Raw genomic sequence first — 20790 nt, forward strand, 5'->3', positions numbered from 1 at the left:
CATTATAAGGACCTAATTCCGGCCGTCAACTCCTTTCTGAAAAGAAATTACTCGGCCTTCAGCGAGATGCGCGCAAAGGCTTTCTTGCCCGCCTGGCAGACATGACTGGATCCCAGCTTGAACAAAAACATCCGGTCTACCACCTCGCCATCCACCTTCACACTGCCGGCATTCAAGAGATCGCGAGCTGCAGCTGCGTTCTTCACAAGGCCAGCCTTATTAAGGACGGAAGAGATCGGCATATCTTCTATAGATAGCAGCTCGACCTCAGGCAGATCGTCCGGCAGCTCGCCATCCTTCAGGCGATTGCCCGCGGAGCGGTGCGCACCTGCCGCAGCCTCTTCGCCATGGAAGCGAGCGACGATCTCTTCGGCCAGCTTGATCTTGATATCGCGTGGGTTGGCGCCATTGACCACATCGACCTTGAACTGCTCGATCTCTTCCATGGAGCGGAAACTCAGCAGCTCAAAGTAGCGCCACATCAGCGAATCAGGCATGGACACCAGCTTGGTGTACATCACGCCAGGCGCCTCCTGGATGCCGACATAGTTGCCCAGCGACTTGGACATCTTCTTAACGCCATCCAATCCCTCGAGCAGCGGCATGGTGACGATGCACTGGGACGACTGGCCGTAGGCACGCTGCAACTCGCGCCCCATCAGCAGGTTGAACTTCTGGTCGGTGCCACCGAGCTCTACGTCGGCACGCAGGGCGACCGAGTCGTAGCCCTGCACCAGCGGATAGAGGAACTCATGGATGGCGATTGGCTGGTTACCCTCGTAGCGCTTCTGGAAGTCGTCGCGCTCGAGCATCCGCGCCACCGTGTACTGAGAGGCCAGGCGAATGAAATCGGCCGGGGTCAGCTTGTCCATCCAGGTCGAGTTGAACGCAACCTCGGTCTTAGCGGGATCGAGGATCTTGAACACCTGCGCCTTATAGGTCTCGGCGTTATCCAGAACCTGCTCACGGGTCAGCGGCGGACGGGTCGCGCTCTTGCCGCTGGGATCGCCGATCATTCCGGTGAAGTCGCCGATCAGAAAAACCACCTGATGGCCCAGCTCCTGAAACTGGCGCAGCTTATTAATAAGCACGGTATGCCCCAGGTGTAGGTCGGGCGCTGTCGGGTCGAACCCCGCCTTGATGCGCAGCGGCTCGCCGCGCTTGAGCTTCTCAACCAGCTCGGACTCGACCAGAACTTCCTCTGCGCCGCGCTTGATCAGCGCCAGCTGCTCTTCAACCGACTTCATGACAGGACTCATGCCACTCGCAAACGAAAAAGGAGCCAACCATACAAGATCAGCGCCCAATTACAAGCAGCCAACGGATCGACCAATAGCCGCCCTTAAGGGTTGCCTATAGGTTTTTTTGATTATATTTTAGACAGTTAATGCACCCTTCAAGAAACACCCTGAGCCATGACGCAATCCGTACCTAAAGCCACGTCCTACCCAAGGAGCCACCTGCTGGCGGCCAGCGGCGTAGCGGCGCTGCTGAGCCTGGCCTTGCTGGTGTTCCCGTCTCGCGAGGTCGAGGCGAAGAAGACCTACCTCAATCTGGAGCTTGAGAAAGATGATCTCCGACCCGTTCAGGCCAACGGGGAACAGGGCCCATCGCCATTCGCGAGTGCCGCGCCCACCGACAAGAACAACAGCGCCGAGGCAGGCGCGGACAATAAAGAAGACCATATCGCCAAACCCTCCAACGACCCACTGCGGAAGAGCATCACCGTTGCCAGCGGCGACACGCTGTCGACTGTCTTTTCCCAGGTAGGCCTGGACGCGAATGCCCTCCATGAGGCCATTGGCAGTAGCAAGGAAGCCAAGCGCTTCGGACGACTGCATGTAGGCCAGGTACTGGACTTCAAGCTGATGCCGGACGGCAAGCTGGAGCGCCTCGGCAGCAAGCTGAGCGACTTGGAAAGCATTTCCCTGACCCGCGGCGACAAAGGTTTTTCCTTCAAGCGCGAACTGGTTAAGCCGGATGTACGCACTGCCTACGCTCATGGCGTGATCGACAGTTCGCTGTTCCTTTCCGCCAAGCGCGCCGGTCTTTCCCACGGCCTGACCATGGATCTGGCCAATGTCTTCGGCTACGACATCGACTTCGCCCAAGACCTGCGCGAGGGCGACGAATTCGAGCTTATCTACGAAGAGCACGTGGTCGCGGGCAAGCAGGTCGGCAACGGCAACATCCTCTCCGCGCGCTTCACCAACCGCGGCAAGACTTACTCCGCCGTCCGCTACACCAGCAAGCAGGGCGTCACCAACTACTACAACGCCGACGGCATGAGCATGCGCAAGGCGTTTATTCGTACCCCCGTGGACTTCGCCCGCATCAGCTCGCGCTTCTCCTTGGGCCGCCGCCATCCGATCCTGAACAAGATCCGCGCCCATAAGGGTGTCGACTATGCCGCCCCTCGCGGCACGCCGATCAAGGCTGCCGGCGACGGCCGCGTTTTGCTGGCAGGCCGCAAAGGCGGCTACGGCAACACCGTGGTCATCCAGCACGGCAGCAGCTATCGCACCCTCTATGCCCACATGCAGGGCTTTGCCAAAGGTGTGCGCACCGGAAGCAACGTCAAGCAGGGGCAGATCATCGGCTACATCGGCACCACAGGCCTATCCACCGGCCCGCACCTGCATTACGAGTTCCAGCTCAACGGGCGCCATGTCGATCCGCTCAGCCAGAAACTGCCGATGGCTGACCCCATCGCGCGCAACGAGAAGCAGCGCTTCCTGCAGCTGAGCAAGCCACTGATGGCGCGCATGGATCAGGAAAAGGCCACTCTGCTGGCCGCCAACAAGCAGCCCTGAGATGCCGCGCTACCTGGGGGTGATGTCCGGCACCAGTCTCGACGGACTGGACATCGCCCTGATCCAGCAGGACTCCCGCCCCACCCTCCTCGCCCATCACTACCTGCCCATGCCCGGCGCCCTGCGCGCCGAGCTGCTGGCGCTGTGCGCGCCCGGGCCGGACGAGCTGGCCCGCGCCGCCATCGCAGAGCAGCGCTGGGTCGAGCTGGCCGCCACCGGCATTCTTGAGCTGCTACGGCAAGAGAACCTCAGCCCCGGCGATATCCGCGCCATCGGCAGCCACGGCCAGACCGTGCGTCATGAGCCGGCCCGCGGCTTCACCGTGCAGATCGGTAACCCTGCCCTGCTGGCGGAGCTGACCGGCATCGAGGTGGTCGCCGATTTCCGCCGCCGCGACGTCGCAGCCGGCGGTCAGGGCGCGCCGCTGGTTCCGGCCTTCCATGAGGCACTGTTCGACAACCGCGGCGAGTCCTGCGCGGTGCTCAATGTCGGCGGCTTCAGCAACCTCAGTCTGATCGATCCCGGGCAAGCGGTGCGCGGCTTCGACTGCGGCCCGGGCAATGTCCTGCTGGATGCCTGGATCGGCAAGATCAGGGGCGAAAGCTTCGACCGCGACGGCGCCTGGGCGGCCAGCGGCACGACGAACGAGGCATTGCTGCGGCACTTGCTGGGCGACCCCTATTTTGCCGGCCAGGGCCCGAAGAGCACCGGCCGCGAACTGTTCAACCTGCCGTGGCTGGAAGGCCATCTCGCTGCCGCTCCCGAAATGGAGCCAGCCGATATCCAGCGCACCCTGCTGGAGCTGACCGCGCGCAGCATCGTCGACTCGCTGCAGCAGGCCCAGTCCGGCACCGCCGAGCTGCTGGTGTGCGGCGGCGGCGCCCACAACGGCGCGCTGATGCGCCGCCTACAGGAGCTGCTGCCAGGTTGCCAGGTCGCCAGCACCGCCACACGCGGCGTGCCGCCGGACTGGGTCGAGGCCATGGCCTTCGCCTGGCTGGCCCACTGCTGCCTAGAACGCATCCCCGCGAACCGTCCCAGCGTCAGCGGCGCCAAAGGCCCTCGGATCCTGGGGGCGATCTATCCGGCCTGAACAGGCTCGAGCAGAAACGAAAAAGCCGCGCGGATGCGCGGCTTTTCTTCTACGGAGGCGATTCAGATCGAGAAGGACGAACCGCAACCGCACGTCGTGCTGGCGTTGGGGTTATTGATCACGAAGCGCGAACCTTCCAGACCTTCCTGGTAATCCACTTCGGCGCCGGCCAGATACTGGAAGCTCATCGGGTCGACCACCAGGCTGACGCCCTCGCGCTCGACGATGGTGTCGTCATCGGCCACGTCCTCATCGAAGGTGAAGCCGTACTGGAAACCGGAGCAGCCGCCACCGGTGACGAACACCCGCAGCTTCAGGCGCGGATTGCCCTCTTCATCGACCAGGCTCTTCACCTTGTTCGCCGCGCCCTGGGTGAAGATCAGGGGGGTTGGAGTGAAGGACTCGACGCTCATCTTGCTGTTCTCCCGGCGCCAGGCGCCTGCTTACGTACCACACGGGCGGCGATTATCCGCTTACCCGAGCAAATTGGTCAATTATTGCGCGACACGGGCACGCCCTTGTCTGCTTAGATGGGCGCACCCACGGCGAATTCAAGTCGCCGCGGGCGGCGTCTCGGTCAGGGCAGCAGCGCGGCGTGGGACAGGCCCAGGCGCTCGTCCAGGCCGAAGAGGATGTTCATGTTCTGCACGGCCTGGCCGGACGCGCCCTTGACCAGGTTGTCGATGGCCGACAACACCACCACCAGCTCGCCGCCCTGCGGGCGATGCACGGCAATGCGGCAGACGTTGGCGCCGCGCACGCTGCGGGTCTCCGGATGGCTGCCTGCCGGCATCACGTCGACGAAGGGCTCGTTGGCATAGCGCTGCTCGAACAGGGCCTGCAGGTCCACACCACGGTCGGCGACGGTGGCGTAGAGGGTGGCGTGGATGCCGCGAATCATCGGCGCCAGGTGCGGCACGAAGGTCAGGCCGACCTGGCCACCCGCGGCGCGGCGCAGGCCCTGGCTGATTTCCGGCAGGTGGCGGTGCCCCTTGACCGAGTAGGCCATCATGCTCTCACTGGCCTCGCATAGCAGCGAGCCGACCTTGGCGCCACGACCGGCGCCGCTGACGCCGGAAGCGCAGTTGGCGATCAGACGGCTCGGGTCGGCCAGGCCGGCTTCGAGCAGCGGGATCAGGCCGAGCTGGGTCGCGGTCGGGTAGCAGCCCGGCACTGCGATCAGGCGCGCACCCTTGATCGCCTCGCGGTTGACCTCCGGCAGGCCGTACACGGCCTCGGGCAGCAGCTCCGGTGCGCCATGCGGTTGGCCGTACCATTGGGCCCACTCCTCGGCGTCCTGCAGGCGGAAGTCGGCGGACAGGTCGATGACCTTGGTACCAGCCGCCAGCAGCTCGCCGGCCAGGGCATGGGCCACGCCGTGCGGTGTGGCGAAGAACACCACGTCGCAGGCGCCCAGGGTCGCCACGTCCGGCACGCTGAAGGCCAGCTCGTCATAGTGGCCGCGCAGGTTGGGGTACATGTCGGCGACCTTGACCCCGGCCTCGGAGCGCGAGGTGATCACCGCCACTTCCGCCTGCGGGTGCTGAGCCAGCAGGCGCAGCAGTTCCACTCCGGTGTAACCCGTGCCGCCGACGATTCCGACCTTGACCATTGCATACCCCCCGCTGCGTGACCGTTGAGAAAGGCTGCGATGATAAGTCGCCCGGCAGCCGCGGCCAACCTCGAAGCCTGCGCGCCGACCACCCATTCGGCCAAGCGGCGGCATGCGTCAATCCATTTCGACGCTGATCCACCTAGGTTCCCGTACGCAGGTGACGCGCGGGGGCGGCTTTCTCTACTATCGACGACAAATCTCCCGCCGGATGCCATCCAATGCTCTATCTCTGGGTCAAGGCCCTGCACATCATCGCCCTGGTCTGCTGGTTCGCCGGCCTGTTCTATCTGCCGCGCCTGTTCGTCTACCACGCCATGGCCGAGGATCAGCCCAGCCGCGAGCGCTTCTGCGTCATGGAGCGCAAGCTCTACCGCGGCATCATGAACCCCTCGATGATCGCCACCCTGCTGTTCGGCGCCTGGATGCTCTACCTCAATCCGGCCTGGCTGAAGATGGGCTGGCTGCACGCCAAGCTGCTGCTGGTGGTACTGCTGGTCGGCTATCACCATGTCTGCGGCGCCCAGCTCAAGCGCTTCGCCCGCGGCGAGAATGCCCGCGGCCACGTGTTCTACCGCTGGTTCAACGAGGTGCCGGTGCTGTTTCTGCTGGCCATCGTGATCCTGGTGGTGGTGAAACCCTTCTGATAACGACGAGAGGAAAGACCATGTCCCTGCCCGCCCTGCTCGACCAACGTCTGCGCCTGCCGGTGGTCGCCGCGCCGATGTTCCTGGTGTCCAACCCGCAGCTGGTACTGGCCTGCTGCCAGAGCGGAATCGTCGGCAGCTTCCCGGCGCTGAACCAGCGCGAAAGCAGCGGCTTCAAGGCCTGGCTGGAGGAGATCGAGGCCGGCCTGACGCCGGACTCGGCGCCCTACGCGGTCAACCTCATCGTGCACGGCAGCAATCCGCGTCTGCAGGCCGACCTGGCGATCTGCGTCGAACACAAGGTACCGGTGGTGATCACCAGCCTCGGCGCGGTCAAGGAAGTGGTCGACGCCGTGCACAGCTACGGTGGCCTGGTGTTCCACGACGTCACCACCCGCCGCCACGCGGAGAAGGCCGCCGAAGCCGGGGTCGACGGCCTGATCGCGGTAGCCGCCGGAGCCGGCGGGCATGCCGGCACCTGGAGCCCGTTCGCCCTGGTCGCCGAGATCCGCCAGTTCTTCGACAAGACCCTGCTGCTCTCCGGTTGCCTCAACCATGGCCACGAGATCCTCGCCGCCCAACTGCTCGGTGCCGATCTGGCCTACATGGGCACGCGCTTCATCGCTACCCGCGAGAGCGCGGCCGATACCGACTACAAGCAGATGATCCTCGGCGCCCGCGCCGCCGACATCGTGCACACCCCGGCCGTGTCGGGCGTGCCCGCCAGCTTCATGCGCCAGAGTCTGGAGAAGGCCGGCTACGACCTGCAGCGCCTGCAGGACAAGGGCGACGTCAACTACGGCGAAAAGCTCAAGCCGATCAGCGACGAGGCCAAGGCGTGGAAGACCGTGTGGTCGGCCGGCCAGGGCGTCGGCGGCATCGACGACCTGCCCTCGGTGGCCGAGCTGGTCGCCCGACTGGATGCCGAATACCGCGCCGCCCAGGGCCATTCCGCGCAACTGGTCCAGCGCTGGCCGCGCTGACGGGATTGCGCGGCCGTTCGCTTGTCCACCCGCAGCGAAGCCCCTAGGCTCTAGCCCACCAATGACGTAACAGGGATGCACGCAATGACCCAAGCCCGCTACAAGATCGTCTTCGACGGTCAACTGATGCCGGAAATGGCGCTCGACACAGTGAAGAGCAACCTGGCTCGCCTGTTCAAGAGCGACCAGAGCAAGATCGAAGCGCTGTTCACCGGCTCGCCGGTAGCCCTCAAGCGCGACCTGGCCGAAGCCGAGGCGGACAGGTACCTGGCCGCGCTGCAGCAGGCCGGCGCCCGGGTACGCAAGGAGCAGGACATTGCCGCGGGCCTGAGCCTGGTCGAGCATGACGACGAAGCCGACTCACCCGCAGCCAGCACCGAGACCATGACCTGCCCCAAGTGCGGTCACCAGCAGACCCAGGCGGCCGAGTGCGCGGCCTGTGGGGTCATCATCGAGAAGTATCTCGCGCGCCTGGCAGAGCTGGCAGTAAACGCGCCTGCCGTGACCGCGACGGAAACGCCCTCGCCCTACAGTACTCCCAAGTCGGAAGTCGGTAGCGGCCAAGCGGAAGTCGGCGAGCTGAAAGTCCTTACCGTCAACGGCCGTATCGGGCGGCTCCGCTACCTCGGCTGGTCCATGGGTCTGCTGCTGCTCGCCACGCTCGCCTATGCCCTCGCCGCCGGCGTGATGGCTCTCGCGCCCATCGTCGGCAGCCTGCTGATGATTCCGGTGGCGATCGGCACCATTGTGGTCAGCGTGATGATCGGTGTGCAGCGCCTGCACGATATCGGTTGGTCGGGCTGGCTCTGGCTGCTCAACTTCGTGCCGATCGTCGGCACCATCTTCATGCTGCTGACGCTGGTCGTGCCCGGCACTCCCGACGCCAACCGCTATGGCCCGCCGCCGCCCGCCAACAGCCGCGGTGTGGTCGTCATGGCCTGGGGCGGCCTGCTGCTGTGGATCGTGGCCGTCGTCGGCATCCTCGCCGCCGTCGCCATTCCGGCCTATCAGGAATACGTCCAGCGTGCCCAGGACGCCCAGCAGTTCCAGATGCCTCAGGTCGAGGAGTAAGCGTGAGCGGCCATGCCCTGATTACCGGTGCCTCCAGCGGCCTGGGCCTGGCCCTGGCCGAGGCGCTGGCCCGGCGCGGGCGCAACCTGCTCCTGGTGGCGCGCCAGCGCGATGCGCTGGAGAGCATCGCATGCGAGCTGAGCCAGCGCTTCGGCGTCGAAGCGCTGTTTCGCGTCTGCGACCTGACCGAGCCGCTGCAACTCACCGGCCTGATTCAGGAGCTGGAACAGGGCGAGCGACATATCGACCTGCTGGTGAACAACGCCGGCATCGGCAGCGCCGGGCTGTTCGTCGAGCAGGACTGGATGCGCGAGCAGGAGCTGATCGAGCTCAACGTGCTGGCCGTCGCCCGCCTCTGCCATGCCCTCGGCGCCGACATGAAGCGCCGCGGTAGTGGACAGATCCTCAACGTCGCATCCCTGGCGGCCTTCCAGCCGGGGCCGCTGATGAGCAACTACTTTGCCAGCAAGGCCTACGTGCTGTACCTCTCCGAGGCGCTGCGCTGCGAACTGGCGCCCTTCGGCGTGAAGGTCTCGGCGCTCTGCCCGGGGCCGGTGGCCACCGCCTTCTTCCGCCGCGCACAACTGTACAGCGGCGGCCTGGAGCGCCATCAGCAACTGGCCAATCCCGAGGAGATCGCGCTGATCGCCATGCGCGGCCTGGAGCGCAACCGCGCCATCATCATCCCCGGCTGGTGCCACCGCCTGCTGCCTCAGCTGCTGCGCCTGACGCCACGGGCGCTGGTACGACGCATCGCCATGCGCATGGTGCGCCCGCTGCTGCCACGCACGGGCATCGATCAGGCCTAGCGGGCCGTTGAAAAGCCACCTGCTAACCGGCATTCACCGTGCGCCCGTCGGCCCAGGCACGTAACGACGCCAGGCGTTCGGCCATCACCACCGACAGCGGCGCCGTGCCCTGGATATGGATCAGCAACAATGCCTGGTCGACGGCCTGCTGACGGGCCTGGGCGGCGTACAGCGCGCTGACCACCACCTGTTCGATCTCTGCACCGGAGAAACCGTCGCAGGCCGCCGCCAGAGCAGGCAGGTCGAACTGCGCCGGGTCCAGCTCGCGGCGGCGCAGGTGGATGGCGAAGATCTCGGCGCGCACTTCGGCATCTGGCAGGTCGACGAAGAACAGCTCGTCGAAACGCCCTTTGCGCACCAGCTCCGGCGGCAAGCGGTCGATGACGTTCGCGGTGGCGACCATGAACACCGGCGCCTTGCGTTCGGCCATCCAGGTCAGCAGTGTGCCGAGCACCCGCTGGCTGACGCCGTCGTCGTTGCTGCCGGTGGCCAGGCCCTTCTCGATCTCGTCCATCCACAGCACGCAGGGTGCCATCTGCTCGGCCATTTTCAGCGCCTCGCGCAGGTTGCGCTCGGTCTCGCCGAAGAACTTGTTGTACAGGCTGGCAAAGTCCAGGCGCAGCAGCGGTAGCCCCCACAGGCCGGCGACCGCCTTGGCCGCCAGGCTCTTGCCGCCACCCTGCACGCCGACCAGCAGCATGCCGCGCGGCAGATCGACGCCCTTGCCGCCAGCGAAGATCTCCTGCCGCTCGCCCAACCAGCGCTTGAGGTTGGCCAGGCCACCGACCTCGGCGAAGCGCGCCGTGTCGTGTTCGAAACTGAGCACGCCCTCCAGGTCGAGCAGCTGGAACTTGGCCTTGTTCAACTCTGGCAGGTCTTCCTGGGTAATCGCGCCGTCATCGCAGATCAGGTTGCGCGCCAGCGCCCGCGCTTCGGCGTGGCTCATGCCGCGCAGGTTCTTCACCACCTGCTGCAGGGTACGGTTGTCGGTGCGCACCCGCGCGCCGCGGTTGCGCTCGCTCCAGCGGGTGGCCTCCTCGCGGACGATGGCCAGCAGCTCTTCCTCGGTCGGCAGCGCCAAGCTGAAACGCGCGGCGTAGCGCTGCACCTCGGCCGGCAGCTTTAGGCCATGGGACACCAGCACCAGGGTCGGCTTGTGCGGCGCCTCGCTCATGGCGATCTCCTTGAGCAGGCGCACCAGCTTGGGGTTGTCGACCATGAACGGGTGCAGGTCGCACATCACATAGAGATTAGGCGTCGGGTCGGCCTTGATCAGGCGCAGCGCCTGCTCCGGCTCGCGGCTGTCCAGCTCGCCCACCGGCTCGCCGCCGAAGCCCAGGCGCTGCAGCCCCTCGGTCACCGCCCAGGTGTAGATGCCGAGGCCGCGCTTGATCGCCAGCGAGGTCAGGGTCTCCAGCACCCGCGGTTCGTCCCAGGACTCGATCACCACCAGCTTGACGCGGGATTCCAGCACCAGCCCCAGATCGTGTACGTCGTTCTTCACACTCGCTCCTTGTGATGCCCGCGGGCGCTATTAGACTCGCAGAATACCCAATGCCGCGGAGAGAGCCCATGGACTGCCTGTTCTGTCGCATCGTCGCCGGCGAGATACCGGCACGCACGTTCTATGAGGACGACCGGGTGCTGGCCTTCCACGATACCGGCCCGCAGGCGCCGGTACATTTTCTGGTGATCCCCAGGCGTCACATCGCCAGCCTCGACCAGCTCACCGAGGACGACCGCGACCTGGCCGGGCACATCCTCTACACCGCCCAACGCCTGGCCACCGAGCAGGGCTGCGAGGCCGGCTTTCGCCTGGTGATGAACTGCAAGGAACTGGGCGGGCAGACGGTGCATCACATTCACATGCACGTGCTCGGCCAGCGTCAGTTGCACTGGCCGCCCGGCTGAGCCGAGCCCACAACGAGCGCCACGCCGAACGCTTGAGCGCTGCCGGCCAGGCAGCTGCCGCTGCGGCCTCACGCCACGCGGCTTTCTGCCCGGGCAATCAGGTAAACTGCCACCGATGTTTTTCGTGGAGCCGGCCATGACCAACGAACGCCAGTTTTCTCCCCTCGACCGCCTGCTGATGCAGGCCGACGCCGCCATGCGCACCCTGCTGCCGTTCAGCGGCGCGCCGGCGCGGCCATCGCCGGCCATCCTGCAGAACGCCTCCGCGCTGAGTGACGACGAGGCCCGCCACGTCGCAGGCCTGATGCGCATCAACCACACCGGCGAGGTCTGCGCCCAGGCGCTGTACCAGGGCCAGGCGCTGACCGCCAAGCTGCCGGAAGTGCGCAAGGCCATGGAGCACGCCGCCGACGAAGAGGTCGACCACCTGGCCTGGTGCGAGCAGCGCATCCGCGAGCTGGGCAGCCACCCGAGCGTGCTCAACCCACTGTTCTATGGCCTGTCCTTCGGCGTCGGCGCGGTCGCCGGGCTGATCAGCGACAAGGTCAGCCTGGGCTTCGTCGCCGCCACCGAGGACCAGGTGGTCAAGCATCTGGACGAGCACCTGGAGCAGATCCCAGCCGACGACGCCAAGACCCGCGCCATCCTCGAACAGATGCGCGAGGACGAGCAGCAGCATTCGACCAGCGCCCTGGAGGCCGGCGGCCTGCGCTTCCCGGCGCCGGTCAAGCTGGGCATGAGCCTGCTGTCCAAGGTGATGACCAAAAGCACCTACCGCATCTAGAAGCTGCAGTCGCCTGATCGTCGGCCATGCCGCGTTGAAATTGGGCTCTAGCTCGGAAGACCATAGACAGGTTCTAAAAATGAAAAAGGGCGCCAGTCGGCGCCCTTTTTTCGTTGCGGGATGATCAGCGCGGCATGTTGCGCGCGTAGAAGATCTCCAGCATCTCGTGGCGCACCCGCTCTTCCACCTGCTTGCGCTGCTCGGCGGTCAGGTTGGACGTGGCGTCGCCGAACAGGTAGTTGTCCAGGTCGAACTGCTTGAGCAGCATCTTGGTGTGGAACAGGTTCTCCTGGTACACGTTGACGTCCGTCATCTGGTACGCCTCGTAGGTGTCGTCGGAGAGGTAGTTCTGGATCGAGTTGATCTCGTGGTCGATGAAGTGCTTCTTGCCCTCCACGTCACGGGTGAAGCCGCGCACGCGGTAGTCGACGGTGACGATATCCGAGTCGAACTGGTGGATCAGGTAGTTGAGCGCCTTCAGCGGCGAGATCACGCCGCAGGTCGACACGTCGATATCCACGCGGAACGTCGCGATGCCCTCGACCGGATGGATTTCCGGGTAGGTGTGCACGGTGATGTGACTCTTGTCCAGGTGCGCCAGGATGGTCTCCGGCAGCGGGCCCGGGGACTCCTCGATCTGGCTGGCGGTGGGCTCCACCGGCTGTTCGGAGATGAGGATGGTCACGCTGGCGCCTTGCGGGTCATAGTCCTGACGGGCGATGTTCAGGATATTGGCGCCGATGATGTCGACAACATCGGTGAGAATCTGCGTCAGGCGCTCGGCATCGTACTCTTCGTCGATGTACTGCACGTAGGCCTGCTGGTCTTCGGGGGTTTCCGCGTAGCAGATGTCGTAGATGTTGAAGCTCAAGGTCTTCGTCAGGTTGTTGAACCCGTGGAGCCTGAGTTTGCTTTTCACCGTTTGGAACTCTCTTGTGGATGCGGCACGGCCGCGTGATCGAGCATGCCCGTCAGCTGCGAACGACACAGCTGCGTAGGACGGTTAACACCTCTTCGCATTGGCGATTGTGGTTTGGGTTTGCGGGCCGAAGCGCCCGCGAAAAAAGGCGCGCATTATGCAGAGCCGGGACCGGCTCCGCCAGAGCATGCGCGCGCGAGGTGACGAACGCGGGTCAGCCCAGTTCGACGATCTCGTAGTCGTGGGTGATTTCGACGCCCGCGCGGCCGAGCATGATCGAGGCCGAGCAGTATTTCTCCGCCGACAGCTCCACGGCGCGCTTGACCTGGGCCTCCTTGAGGCCGCGGCCCTTGACCACGAAGTGCAGGTGAATCTTGGTGAACACCTTGGGGTCTTCATCGGCGCGCTCGGCCTCGAGGAAGGCCTCGCAGCTCTCCACCGGCTGGCGCGCCTTCTTGAGGATGCTGACCACATCGAAGTTGCTACAGCCGCCCAGGCCGATCAGCACCATCTCCATCGGACGCACGCCGAGATTACGACCGCCGGCCTCGGGCGGACCGTCCATCACCACCACGTGGCCGCTGCCGGATTCGCCGAGGAACATGGCCTCGCCAGCCCATTGGATACGCGCTTTCATCGCCTTGGCTCCACTGCCCGAAAAAGGCTGGCCAGCTTATCACAGCCCCCCGTTCGCCCCGGGCAGGCAAATCCGAGGGCAATGGGCCATGACCAATGTTGACTGTGTCGCAAAATCGCATTGCCGGTCCCGACGTGTCTGTTAAGCTGGCGGCGGATAACTGGCACACTTGTTCGGATAACTAATAAGAAATTCGCCTGCTGGACAAAGGCTTACTCTAATTTCGGGACTCGGGCATGGTAGCTATTACCCTTACACCAAAGATCAAGAACATCGACAAGCTGCTCGCGCACTGTCATCGCCGCCGTTACACAGCCAAAAGCACCATCATCTATGCAGGGGATCGTTGCGAGACCCTGTTCTTCATCATCAAGGGCTCGGTCACCATCCTCATCGAGGACGACGACGGTCGCGAGATGATCATCGCCTACCTCAACGCCGGCGACTTCTTTGGAGAGATGGGGCTCTTCGAGAAGGAAGGCACCGAGAAGGAACGCAGCGCCTGGGTGCGCGCCAAGACCGAGTGCGAAGTGGCGGAGCTGAGCTATACCAAGTTCCGCGAACTGACCCAGCAGGACCCGGAGATTCTCTACGCCCTGGGCAGCCAGATGGCCGACCGCCTGCGCAACACCACGCGCAAGGTCGGTGACCTGGCCTTCCTCGACGTCACCGGCCGCGTCGCGCGCACCCTGCTCGACCTGTGCAAACAGCCGGACGCCATGACCCACCCGGACGGCATGCAAATCAAGATCACCCGCCAGGAAATCGGCCGCATCGTCGGCTGCTCCCGCGAGATGGTCGGCCGCGTGCTCAAGTCCCTGGAGGAACAGGGCCTGGTGCATGTCAAAGGCAAGACCATGGTCGTATTCGGTACCCGCTGATCGGGCTGCTGAGCGTCGGCGCAACGTCGTCGCAAGCTCGCTAGCCCGATGAATGAAAAAGCCCGCCAGTCGGCGGGCTTTTTCATTCCTGCAGCGCGATCAGTCCGGATCGGCGCCCAGCACCACGCGGTTGCCGTCGGGGAAGAACAGGCGTTTGAGCTCGGTGCCCGGGTCCTCGGCACGCATGAACGCCTCGCCGACCAGGAACGAATAGACCCGGTTGATCTCCATCAGCTCCACATCGGCGCGGGTGAGGATGCCACTCTCGGTGATCACCAGGCGATCGGCGGGGATGCGCGGCAGCAGGTCCAGGGTGGTTTCCAGGCTGACTTCGAAGCTGTGCAGGTTGCGGTTGTTGATGCCCACCAGCGGCGTGTCCAGGGTCTTCAGCGCGCGCTCCAGCTCTTCGGCATCGTGCACCTCCACCAGCACGTCGAGGCCGACGTCCTTGGCGGTGCTGGCCAGCTCGGCCATCAGCACGTCGTCCAGCGCCGAGACGATCAGCAGGATGCAGTCGGCGCCGATGGCCCGCGCCTCCACCACCTGGTACGGATCGATCAGGAAGTCCTTTCGGATCACCGGCAGCGCGCAGGCCGCACGGGCCTGCTTGAGATACTCGTCGGCGCCCTGGAAGAAGTCGACATCGGTCAGCACCGACAGGCAGGCGGCGCCGCCGTCTTCATAGCTGCGGGCGATCTCGGCGGGGACGAACTGCTCGCGCAGCACGCCCTTGCTCGGCGAGGCCTTCTTCACTTCGGCGATCACCGCCGGCTGCTTGCGTACCACCCGCTCCTGCAGGGCGCGGGCGAAGCCACGCGGGGCATCGGCGGCGCGGGCCGCGGCCTCGATCTCGGCGAAGCTGACACGGGCGCGGCGCTCGGCCACTTCCTCGGCCTTGCGGGCGAGGATTTTCTCCAGCACGGTCGGAATGCTCACTCTTGGTTCTCCACGCGGAATACGGCGGTAAAGGACACCAGTTCGTCCAGCTTCTCCCAGGCCAGGCCGGTATGCAGGGCGTCCTGCGCCAGCTGCATGCCTTCCTTGAGGCTGGTGGCCAGGTCGGCGGCGTAGAGCGCGGCACCGGCATTGAGGACGATCATGTCGGCGGCCTTCTGGCCGTTCTCGGTCTTGCGCTTGCCCAGCGCATCGCGGATCAGCGCCAGCGAGTCCTGGGCGTCTTCCACGGTCAGGCCGATCAGGCTCTGACTCTTGATGCCGAAGTCCTCAGGCTGGATGCGGTATTCGCTGACCACGCCGTCCTTGAGTTCGGCGACGTGGGTCGGCGCGGCCAGGCTGATCTCGTCCAGGCCATCGCTGGCATGCACCACCAGCACGTGCTGACTGCCCATGCGCTGCAGCACCTCGGCCATGGGCCGGCACAGGGCCTGGCTGAACACGCCGATCACCTGATGTTTGACCCCGGCCGGGTTGGTCATCGGGCCGAGCATGTTGAACAGCGTACGCAGGCCCAGCTCGCGACGCGGGCCGATGGCGTGCTTCATGGCGCCGTGATGGGCCGGGGCGAACATGAAGCCGACGCCGACGGACTCGACGCAACGCGCCACCTGCTCGGGCTTGAGGTTCAGGTAGACGCCGGCGGCCTCCAGCAGGTCGGCGCTGCCGCTCTTGCCGGACACCGCACGGTTGCCGTGCTTGGCCACGCGGCCTCCCGCGGCCGCGACCACGAAGGCGGCGGCGGTGGAGACGTTGAACACGTTCATGCCGTCGCCGCCGGTGCCGCAGGTGTCGACGAGGCGCTCGGCGTCGATGGTCACCGGCGCGGCCAGCTCGCGCATCACGGTGGCGGCACCGACGATCTCGTCGATGGTCTCGCTCTTCATGCGCATGCCCATGAGGAAGGCGCCGACCTGCGCGTCGGTGCACTGGCCGGTCATGATCAGGCGCATCACGTCCTGCATCTCGGCGGTGGACAGGTCCAGCTGGCTGACCACCCGGTTGAGGGCTTCCTTGATGTCCATCAGCGCACTCCGCCTTGTTGTTTGAGGAAGTTGGCCAGCAGTTCGTGGCCCTGTTCGGTGAGGATGGATTCCGGGTGGAACTGCACGCCCTCGATGTTCAGGGTCTTGTGGCGCAGGCCCATGATCTCGTCGACCGAGCCGTCGGCATGCTGGGTCCAGGCGGTCATCTCCAGGCAGTCCGGCAGTGTCTCGCGCTTGACTACTAGCGAATGGTAGCGGGTCACGGTGAGCGGCTTGTTGAGGCCGGCGAACACGCCCAGATCCTCGTGGAACACCGGGCTGGTCTTGCCGTGCATCACCTGGCGCGCGCGCACCACGTCGCCGCCGAAAGCCTGGCCGATGCTCTGGTGGCCCAGGCACACGCCGAGAATCGGCAGCTTGCCGGCGAAGTGCAGGATGGTCTCGATGGACACACCCGCCTCGGTCGGCGTGCACGGGCCGGGCGAGACCACGATGCGCTCAGGCTTGAGGGCCTCGATCTCGGCGACCGTCAGTTCGTCGTTGCGGATCACGTGGACATCGGCACCCAGCTCGCCCAGGTACTGCACCACGTTGTAGGTAAAGGAGTCGTAGTTGTCGATCATCAGCAGCATGGTTGGGCCCCTTACTCTACGGACTGTTCGGCGAGGCTGACCGCGCGGAACATGGCGCGGCGCTTGTTCAGGGTTTCTTCCCACTCCAGGGCCGGCTGCGAGTCGGCGACGATGCCGGCGCCAGCCTGCACGTGCAGCTCACCGTCCTTGATCACCGCGGTACGAATCGCGATCGCGGTGTCCATGTTGCCGTTCCAGGCGAGATATCCCACGGCGCCGCCGTAAACGCCACGCTTGACCGGCTCGAGCTCGTCGATGATCTCCATCGCCCGCACCTTCGGCGCGCCGGACAGGGTGCCGGCCGGCAGGATGGCGCGCAACGCGTCCATCGCGCTCAGGCCTTCCTTCAGCTGGCCGGTGACGTTGGAGACAATGTGCATGACGTTGGAATAGCGCTCGATGACCATCTGCTCGGTGACCTTCACCGAACCGGTGGCCGACACGCGCCCGGCATCGTTGCGCCCCAGGTCGATCAGCATCAGGTGCTCGGCGATCTCCTTGGCGTCGGACAACAGGTCCTTTTCCAGTTCGATGTCGGCTTCCTCGGTGGCGCCGCGCGGGCGCGTGCCGGCGATCGGACGCACGGTGACCAGGTTGTCTTCGACGCGCACCAGCACCTCCGGCGAGCTGCCCACCACGTGGAAGTCGCCGAAGTTGAAGAAGTACATGTACGGCGTCGGGTTGATGCAGCGCAGCGCGCGGTACAGGTCGATCGGCGCGGCCTGGAACGGGATCGACATGCGCTGGGAGATCACCACCTGCATGCAGTCGCCAGCCAGGATGTATTCTTTGATCGCGCCGACTGCGGCCTCGTAGTCGTCGCGCTTGAAGCTGGAGACGAAGTCCGGCTCCTGGCCGGCCGGCTTGCTCAGGTCCACGCCGAGGCGCGGGGTGATCGGCTGGCGCAGCTTGTTGAGCAACTCGCGCAGCTGGGCCTGGCCATGTTCGAAGGCATCGGCCTGGCTCGGGTCGGCCAGAACGATGGCGTGCATCTTGCCGGCCAGGTTGTCGAACACCACCACGGCGTCCGAGACCATCATCAGGATGTCCGGGGTGCCCAGCGGATCGGGATTCGGGCACTGCGCCAGCTTCTTCTCCACGTAGCGCACGCTGTCATAGCCGAAGTAGCCGACCAGGCCGCCGTTGAAGCGCGGTAGACCTGGGATGGTCGGCACGTTGTAGCGCGCCTTGAACTGCTCGACGAAGGCCAGTGGGTCTTCGCTTTCCAGGCTCTCCACCTCGACGCCGTCGACACGCACGCTGACGTGGTGGCCGTGCACGCGCAGCACGGTGCGCGCCGGCAGGCCGATGATCGAGTAGCGGCCCCACTTCTCGCCGCCCTGCACGGATTCCAGCAGGTAGGAGTTGGGGGTGTCGGCCAGCTTGAGGTAGATCGACAGCGGGGTGTCGAAGTCAGCCAGGGTTTCGAAAGCCAGCGGAATGCGGTTATAGCCGTCGGCGGCCAAACGCAGGAAGGCTTCGCGGGAAAGAGTTTCGCGGGTCATGCTCTGCCTCGTGGTATGAGGAGGTGAAACGGATGTTGGGCAAACGCGCCGGAACCAGCCGGCCAGGAAAAGTCAGGCGCGCCAGCGCCAGCGGGCCAGGGCCTTGATGACTTTCATCCATTGTTTGCTGGCAACTACCACGAGGCTGTCTCGATGCGGTGGGTAATCGGAGGAGTTCGGCGACATTAGCGCAGCGTCCTCCAGGGCGCAACCGGGCAGCAGCTGGCGCAGGTCGTCGAGCACGCGAGTCGGGTTTTCCTCGGCAATCGGCCGGCCGTGGTTGTAGCCGTAGCTCAGCGCCACGCAGGGCACGCTGGCGGCGCGGGCGGCCAGCACGTCGTTGCGCGAGTCGCCGATGAACAGCGCACGCTCGGGCTCGACGTTGGCCAGGCGCATGACGAACAGCAGCGCCGCCGGGTCGGGCTTCTGCTGCGGCAGGGTGTCGCCACCGACGATCCAGCGGAAGTAGCGGCCCAGCTTCATCTCGTCCAGCAGCGGAGCCACGAAGCGTTCGGGCTTGTTGGTGATCAGCGCCAGCTCCACGCCCTGCTTCTTCAGCCACTTGAGGGTAGAGGTGACGCCCGGGTACACGGTGCTCAGCGCATGGCTGCCGGAGTAGGCCTCGTTGAACAGTTCCAGGGCCTGCTCGGTGTCGGCGTCGCTCACTTGGGTGTGCTCGATGTCGCCGGCCAGGGCGCGACGCACCAGCACGCGGGCGCCGTTGCCGACCCACTCGCGCACGCGCTCGACGCCCGCGGCGGGGCGACCGAGCTGCACCAGCATGCGGTCGACGGCGGCGGCCAGGTCGGGCACCGAGTCCACCAGGGTGCCGTCCAGGTCGAACATCACCAGGCGCGGCAGACGCCCGTCGAACAGCTCGTGAATCACGCGCGCACCTGGGTCAGTTCGGCGCGCATGGCGTCGATCACCGCTTTGTAGTCGGGCTGGTTGAAGATGGCCGAGCCGGCGACGAAGGTGTCGGCGCCCGCCTCGGCGATCTCGCGGATGTTCTTCACGTTGACGCCGCCGTCGATCTCCAGGCGGATGTCGTAGCCCGAGGCATCGATCAGCGCGCGGGCCTCGCGCAGCTTGTCGAGGGTGGCGGGGATGAACTTCTGCCCGCCGAAGCCGGGGTTGACGCTCATCAGCAGGATCATGTCGACCTTGTCCATCACGTACTTCAGGCAGTCCAGCGAGGTGGCCGGATTGAACACCAGGCCGGACTTGGCGCCGCCGTCGCGGATCAGCTGCAGGGAGCGGTCGATGTGCTGGGTGGCTTCCGGGTGGAAGGTTACGTAGGTGGCGCCGGCGTCGATGAAGTCGCCGATGATGCGGTCGACCGGCGAGACCATCAGGTGCGCGTCGATGGGCGCGGTGATGCCGTACTTGCGCAGCGCCGAGCAGACCATCGGGCCGATGGTCAGGTTGGGGACGTAGTGGTTGTCCATGACATCGAAATGGACGATATCGGCGCCGGCGGCGAGTACCTTGTCGACCTCCTCGCCCAGGCGAGCGAAATCGGCGGACAGGATCGACGGGGCGATGGCGAAGGGCTGCATGCGAACCTCAGGCATGAATCACGGTGGCGCGATTGTAGCCTGAGTCGGTCACGAAGGCTGTTGTCACACGTCAGTCAATCTGGGAGCGGTTGGGTGGCCTTCCGATCGGCATCGATGCTCCCCAGTCGCCGCCGTGACCGCTCCCACGGTTTATTCCGGCAGGGCGGTACGCAGTTTCTCGCTGCGCCCGCGCAGCCATTCCAGGGTCAGCAGCATGACCACCGAGAAGCCGATCAGCAGGGTCGCGGCGGCGGCGATGGTCGGCGACAGGTTCTCGCGGATGCCGCTGAACATCTGCCGCGGCAGGGTGGCCTGCTCGGGGCCGGCGAGGAACAGGGTCACCACCACTTCGTCGAACGAGGTGGCGAAGGCGAACAGCGCGCCGGAAATGACTCCGGGAGCGATCAGCGGCAGGGTCACCCGGCGGAACGCGGTGAGCGGCGAGGCACCCAGGCTGGCGGCGGCGCGCACCAGGTTGTAGTTGAAGCCCTGCAGGGTGGCCGACACAGTGATGATCACGAAGGGTACGCCGAGCACCGCGTGCACCAGGATCAGCGAGGTGTAGCTGTTGCCCAGCCCCATGGGCGCGAAGAACAGGTAGCTGGCCACGCCGACGATGACCACCGGGGCGACCATCGGTGAGATCAGCAGGCTCATCACCAACGCCTTGCCGCGGAACTCGCCGCGGGTCAGGCCGATGGCCGCCAGGGTGCCGAAGACCATGGCCAGCGCGGTGGCGGCCGGTGCGACGATCAGGCTGTTCTTCAGCGAGCGCATCCATTCGGCCGAGGTGAAGAAGTCCTCGTACCAGCGCAGGGAGAAGCCCTGCAGCGGATAGACCAGGAAGCTGCCGGAGTTGAACGACAGCGGCACGATCACCAGCACCGGCAGGATCAGGAACAGCAGCACCAGCGCGCACAGGCCACGGTGGGTCCAGAACCAGGCACGCTCGACGGGGGACTTGTAGGGGCTCAGCATCTCGTTGTTCTCCTGA

The 20790-nt window shown here is 65.4% G+C and carries 22 protein-coding genes; 9 read left to right on the forward strand and 13 right to left on the reverse strand.

All coding sequences use genetic code 11. The features are described from left to right. Positions 1–47 precede the first annotated feature (47 nt). Positions 48–1247 carry a tyrosine--tRNA ligase gene (tyrS, locus tag NF616_RS11395; protein ID WP_252273401.1) on the reverse strand — a complete coding sequence of 400 codons (1200 nt, stop codon included), beginning with the start codon at positions 1245–1247 and terminating at the stop codon, positions 48–50. A gap of 168 nt (positions 1248–1415) precedes the next feature. Between tyrS and NF616_RS11400 the strand changes: the two genes are divergently transcribed. After that, positions 1416–2813, forward strand: a complete 1398-nt coding sequence (locus NF616_RS11400; RefSeq protein ID WP_252273402.1) for a peptidoglycan DD-metalloendopeptidase family protein — start codon at positions 1416–1418, stop codon at positions 2811–2813. Between the two features lies 1 nt (position 2814). Continuing rightward, positions 2815–3906: an anhydro-N-acetylmuramic acid kinase gene (locus NF616_RS11405; protein ID WP_252273403.1), complete on the forward strand. Its 1092-nt coding sequence runs from the start codon at positions 2815–2817 to the stop codon at positions 3904–3906. A 62-nt stretch (positions 3907–3968) separates the two neighbouring features. On the opposite strand, the gene erpA is transcribed toward NF616_RS11405, so the two are convergent. Both erpA and argC read right to left on the reverse strand, forming a co-directional pair. Continuing rightward, entirely contained in the window at positions 3969–4319 is a 351-nt protein-coding gene (gene erpA, locus NF616_RS11410) for an iron-sulfur cluster insertion protein ErpA (RefSeq protein ID WP_252273404.1), read from the reverse strand. A 164-nt stretch (positions 4320–4483) separates the two neighbouring features. Next, entirely contained in the window at positions 4484–5518 is a 1035-nt protein-coding gene (gene argC, locus NF616_RS11415) for an N-acetyl-gamma-glutamyl-phosphate reductase (protein WP_252273405.1), read from the reverse strand. A gap of 221 nt (positions 5519–5739) precedes the next feature. Here argC and hemJ point away from each other — a divergent pair, with 221 nt between their 5' ends. The 4 genes from hemJ to NF616_RS11435 all read left to right on the forward strand — a co-directional run bounded on the left by hemJ (position 5740) and on the right by NF616_RS11435 (position 9028). Then, a complete protein-coding gene (gene hemJ, locus NF616_RS11420) occupies positions 5740–6165 on the forward strand; it encodes a protoporphyrinogen oxidase HemJ (RefSeq protein ID WP_252273406.1) in 426 nt (141 codons plus the stop codon). Positions 6166–6185: 20 nt separating this feature from the next. Next, positions 6186–7148, forward strand: a complete 963-nt coding sequence (locus NF616_RS11425) for an NAD(P)H-dependent flavin oxidoreductase (RefSeq protein ID WP_252273407.1) — start codon at positions 6186–6188, stop codon at positions 7146–7148. An 84-nt stretch (positions 7149–7232) separates the two neighbouring features. Then, a complete protein-coding gene (locus NF616_RS11430) occupies positions 7233–8219 on the forward strand; it encodes a DUF805 domain-containing protein (RefSeq protein WP_252273408.1) in 987 nt (328 codons plus the stop codon). Positions 8220–8221: 2 nt separating this feature from the next. Further along, positions 8222–9028: an SDR family NAD(P)-dependent oxidoreductase gene (locus NF616_RS11435; RefSeq protein ID WP_252273409.1), complete on the forward strand. Its 807-nt coding sequence runs from the start codon at positions 8222–8224 to the stop codon at positions 9026–9028. A 22-nt stretch (positions 9029–9050) separates the two neighbouring features. On the opposite strand, the gene NF616_RS11440 is transcribed toward NF616_RS11435, so the two are convergent. Beyond that, positions 9051–10532, reverse strand: a complete 1482-nt coding sequence (locus NF616_RS11440) for an AAA family ATPase (protein ID WP_252273410.1) — start codon at positions 10530–10532, stop codon at positions 9051–9053. Between the two features lie 68 nt (positions 10533–10600). Between NF616_RS11440 and NF616_RS11445 the strand changes: the two genes are divergently transcribed. After that, positions 10601–10939: a histidine triad nucleotide-binding protein gene (locus NF616_RS11445; protein ID WP_252273411.1), complete on the forward strand. Its 339-nt coding sequence runs from the start codon at positions 10601–10603 to the stop codon at positions 10937–10939. 136 nt (positions 10940–11075) lie between these two features. Continuing rightward, on the forward strand, positions 11076–11723 hold the full coding sequence (gene coq7 / locus NF616_RS11450; protein ID WP_252273412.1) for a 2-polyprenyl-3-methyl-6-methoxy-1,4-benzoquinone monooxygenase: 648 nt from the start codon (positions 11076–11078) through the stop codon (positions 11721–11723). A gap of 124 nt (positions 11724–11847) precedes the next feature. Here the strand turns inward: coq7 and speD are convergent, their stop codons facing one another. After that, positions 11848–12642 (reverse strand): adenosylmethionine decarboxylase, encoded by a 795-nt coding sequence (gene speD, locus NF616_RS11455; RefSeq protein WP_252273413.1) that lies wholly within the window; start codon positions 12640–12642, stop codon positions 11848–11850. A 214-nt stretch (positions 12643–12856) separates the two neighbouring features. Then, complete coding sequence (locus tag NF616_RS11460) at positions 12857–13279, reverse strand: OsmC family protein (RefSeq protein WP_252273414.1); 423 nt, start codon at positions 13277–13279, stop codon at positions 12857–12859. A 236-nt stretch (positions 13280–13515) separates the two neighbouring features. Here NF616_RS11460 and crp point away from each other — a divergent pair, with 236 nt between their 5' ends. Continuing rightward, a complete protein-coding gene (gene crp / locus NF616_RS11465) occupies positions 13516–14160 on the forward strand; it encodes a cAMP-activated global transcriptional regulator CRP (RefSeq protein WP_252273415.1) in 645 nt (214 codons plus the stop codon). 99 nt (positions 14161–14259) lie between these two features. On the opposite strand, the gene trpC is transcribed toward crp, so the two are convergent. The 7 genes from trpC to NF616_RS11500 all read right to left on the reverse strand — a co-directional run bounded on the left by trpC (position 14260) and on the right by NF616_RS11500 (position 20774). Further along, positions 14260–15096, reverse strand: coding sequence for an indole-3-glycerol phosphate synthase TrpC (trpC, locus tag NF616_RS11470; RefSeq protein WP_252273416.1), 837 nt, complete (start codon positions 15094–15096; stop codon positions 14260–14262). Next, positions 15093–16139: an anthranilate phosphoribosyltransferase gene (gene trpD, locus NF616_RS11475; protein WP_252273417.1), complete on the reverse strand. Its 1047-nt coding sequence runs from the start codon at positions 16137–16139 to the stop codon at positions 15093–15095. Before trpD ends, trpC begins: the two co-directional genes overlap by 4 nt. Continuing rightward, a complete protein-coding gene (locus tag NF616_RS11480; RefSeq protein ID WP_252273418.1) occupies positions 16139–16732 on the reverse strand; it encodes an aminodeoxychorismate/anthranilate synthase component II in 594 nt (197 codons plus the stop codon). Before NF616_RS11480 ends, trpD begins: the two co-directional genes overlap by 1 nt. An 11-nt stretch (positions 16733–16743) precedes the next feature. Continuing rightward, positions 16744–18237, reverse strand: coding sequence for an anthranilate synthase component I (gene trpE, locus NF616_RS11485; protein ID WP_252273419.1), 1494 nt, complete (start codon positions 18235–18237; stop codon positions 16744–16746). A gap of 72 nt (positions 18238–18309) precedes the next feature. Then, positions 18310–19083, reverse strand: coding sequence for a phosphoglycolate phosphatase (locus NF616_RS11490; protein ID WP_252273655.1), 774 nt, complete (start codon positions 19081–19083; stop codon positions 18310–18312). Positions 19084–19121: 38 nt separating this feature from the next. Beyond that, the gene (gene rpe / locus NF616_RS11495; protein ID WP_252273420.1) at positions 19122–19796 is read right to left on the reverse strand and encodes a ribulose-phosphate 3-epimerase; all 675 of its coding nucleotides are present in this window, start codon (positions 19794–19796) and stop codon (positions 19122–19124) included. 150 nt (positions 19797–19946) lie between these two features. After that, positions 19947–20774 (reverse strand): ABC transporter permease, encoded by an 828-nt coding sequence (locus NF616_RS11500; RefSeq protein ID WP_252273421.1) that lies wholly within the window; start codon positions 20772–20774, stop codon positions 19947–19949. Positions 20775–20790 lie beyond the last annotated feature (16 nt).

The sequence above is a fragment of the Pseudomonas subflava genome (assembly GCF_023823685.1).
Lineage (GTDB): Bacteria > Pseudomonadota > Gammaproteobacteria > Pseudomonadales > Pseudomonadaceae > Aquipseudomonas > Aquipseudomonas subflava.

What these genes read in the sequence shown, in the direction of transcription:
- hemJ (WP_252273406.1), top strand. Translation starts at nt 5,740, where the DNA reads ATGCTCTATCTCTGGGTCAAGGCCCTGCACATCATCGCCCTGGTCTGC.
- trpD (WP_252273417.1), bottom strand. Translation starts at nt 16,139, where the DNA reads ATGGACATCAAGGAAGCCCTCAACCGGGTGGTCAGCCAGCTGGACCTG.
- NF616_RS11500 (WP_252273421.1), bottom strand. Translation starts at nt 20,774, where the DNA reads ATGCTGAGCCCCTACAAGTCCCCCGTCGAGCGTGCCTGGTTCTGGACC.
- NF616_RS11480 (WP_252273418.1), bottom strand. Translation starts at nt 16,732, where the DNA reads ATGCTGCTGATGATCGACAACTACGACTCCTTTACCTACAACGTGGTG.
- NF616_RS11460 (WP_252273414.1), bottom strand. Translation starts at nt 13,279, where the DNA reads ATGAAAGCGCGTATCCAATGGGCTGGCGAGGCCATGTTCCTCGGCGAA.
- coq7 (WP_252273412.1), top strand. Translation starts at nt 11,076, where the DNA reads ATGACCAACGAACGCCAGTTTTCTCCCCTCGACCGCCTGCTGATGCAG.
- NF616_RS11430 (WP_252273408.1), top strand. Translation starts at nt 7,233, where the DNA reads ATGACCCAAGCCCGCTACAAGATCGTCTTCGACGGTCAACTGATGCCG.
- NF616_RS11425 (WP_252273407.1), top strand. Translation starts at nt 6,186, where the DNA reads ATGTCCCTGCCCGCCCTGCTCGACCAACGTCTGCGCCTGCCGGTGGTC.
- NF616_RS11405 (WP_252273403.1), top strand. Translation starts at nt 2,815, where the DNA reads ATGCCGCGCTACCTGGGGGTGATGTCCGGCACCAGTCTCGACGGACTG.
- NF616_RS11400 (WP_252273402.1), top strand. Translation starts at nt 1,416, where the DNA reads ATGACGCAATCCGTACCTAAAGCCACGTCCTACCCAAGGAGCCACCTG.
- NF616_RS11445 (WP_252273411.1), top strand. Translation starts at nt 10,601, where the DNA reads ATGGACTGCCTGTTCTGTCGCATCGTCGCCGGCGAGATACCGGCACGC.
- NF616_RS11490 (WP_252273655.1), bottom strand. Translation starts at nt 19,083, where the DNA reads ATGTTCGACCTGGACGGCACCCTGGTGGACTCGGTGCCCGACCTGGCC.
- erpA (WP_252273404.1), bottom strand. Translation starts at nt 4,319, where the DNA reads ATGAGCGTCGAGTCCTTCACTCCAACCCCCCTGATCTTCACCCAGGGC.
- crp (WP_252273415.1), top strand. Translation starts at nt 13,516, where the DNA reads ATGGTAGCTATTACCCTTACACCAAAGATCAAGAACATCGACAAGCTG.
- tyrS (WP_252273401.1), bottom strand. Translation starts at nt 1,247, where the DNA reads ATGAAGTCGGTTGAAGAGCAGCTGGCGCTGATCAAGCGCGGCGCAGAG.
- argC (WP_252273405.1), bottom strand. Translation starts at nt 5,518, where the DNA reads ATGGTCAAGGTCGGAATCGTCGGCGGCACGGGTTACACCGGAGTGGAA.
- trpE (WP_252273419.1), bottom strand. Translation starts at nt 18,237, where the DNA reads ATGACCCGCGAAACTCTTTCCCGCGAAGCCTTCCTGCGTTTGGCCGCC.
- rpe (WP_252273420.1), bottom strand. Translation starts at nt 19,796, where the DNA reads ATGCAGCCCTTCGCCATCGCCCCGTCGATCCTGTCCGCCGATTTCGCT.